Raw genomic sequence first — 1,353 nt, forward strand, 5'->3', positions numbered from 1 at the left:
TGAACCGGCCCGGGTTTGATGCCGCTACTGTTTGAGTCCGGAAGGATGGACAGTATGCCGAAGAGGATCGATCCCCAGTTGCGCGCGAGGTGCGTGCGTTTGGTGCGTGAGCACCAGCAGGAGTACCCCACCCAGACCGCAGCCGTGATCGCTGTTGCCCGCCAGGAAGGTGTGTCCAAAGAGTCGGTGAGGCGGTGGCTTGCCCAGGCTGAGATCGATGACGGGTCCCGGCCCGGTGTGACCAGCGAGGAATCCGCTGAGGTGAAACGATTGAAAGCTGAGAACCGTCGGCTACGGGAGGACAACGAGATCCTCCGCCGGGCCTCGATTTTCTTCGCGGGGGAGCTCGACCCCCGCAACCGCTGATCCTCGCGTTCATCGACCAGATGAGAGCCGAGGGATTTGCAGTCGAGTCGATCCTGAGAGTCCTGGCCCAGCAGGGCCTGCAGATCGCTGCACGTACCTACCGGTCCTGGAAAAAACCTGCCCGTATAGCTGTCAGGACTGTCACCGATGCTCTGGTCGAGGATAAGATCCGCGATCTCGTCTGGGCATTGATCAGCTCACGGGGCGCCCCGGATGACCCCGGAGGGCCTGTATGGGCGACGGAAGATGCTCTGCCTTCTCCGCCGCCAACCCGGATTCGCCGCCGCCTCTCGGGGCGCAGTGGACCGGGCGATGCGCACTCTGGGTCTGCAGGGGGTGGTCCGGGCTAAGAAGCTGCGCACCACGATCTCGGCCGCGGATGGGACCCGGGCTGGTGACCTGCTCAATCGCGATTTCACCGCCCCCGCCCCGAACCGGGTGTGGGTCACCGATTTCACCTATGTCCGAACCTGGGCAGGGTTCGCCTATGTCGCGTTCATCGTCGATGTCTTCGCCCAGAAGATCGTGGGCTGGCATGCCGCGACCTGTAAGAACGTGGACCTGGTGATGACACCGCTGCGGATGGGACTGTGGCAGCGAGACCGCGAGAACCACCCCGTGGCCACTGGTGAGCTGATTCACCACAGCGATGCCGGGTCGCAATACACATCCGTGCGGCTGAGCGAGCACCTCGCACTCGAGGGCATCAATCCTTCGGTCGGATCGGTTGGCGATGCCTACGATAACGCCCTCATGGAGACCATCAACGGGTTGTTCAAGACCGAGTGCATCCGAACCACGGTCTTCCACCCCGGTCCCTACCGGACTCTCGCAGACGTTGAGTACGCGACCGCTGGATGGGTCGAGTGGTACAACAACCGCCGCCTCCACGGCACCCTCGGGATGCTCACCCCGGTAGAGTTCGAAACGCTCCACTATCAGGCCCTCGCCCGAGAGCCCGAACCCACAAAGTAGCGGCCGAGAACC

1 pseudogene is annotated in these 1,353 nt (G+C 63.3%); it reads left to right on the forward strand.

Features of this window, described 5'->3' with window-relative positions:
* Positions 1-54 precede the first annotated feature (54 nt).
* Positions 55-1,341, forward strand: a pseudogene (locus YO9_RS17735) (IS3 family transposase).
* The last annotated feature ends 12 nt before the right edge of the window (positions 1,342-1,353 follow it).

Source organism: Kocuria atrinae C3-8, assembly GCF_000286355.1.
Taxonomy (GTDB): domain Bacteria; phylum Actinomycetota; class Actinomycetes; order Actinomycetales; family Micrococcaceae; genus Kocuria; species Kocuria atrinae_A.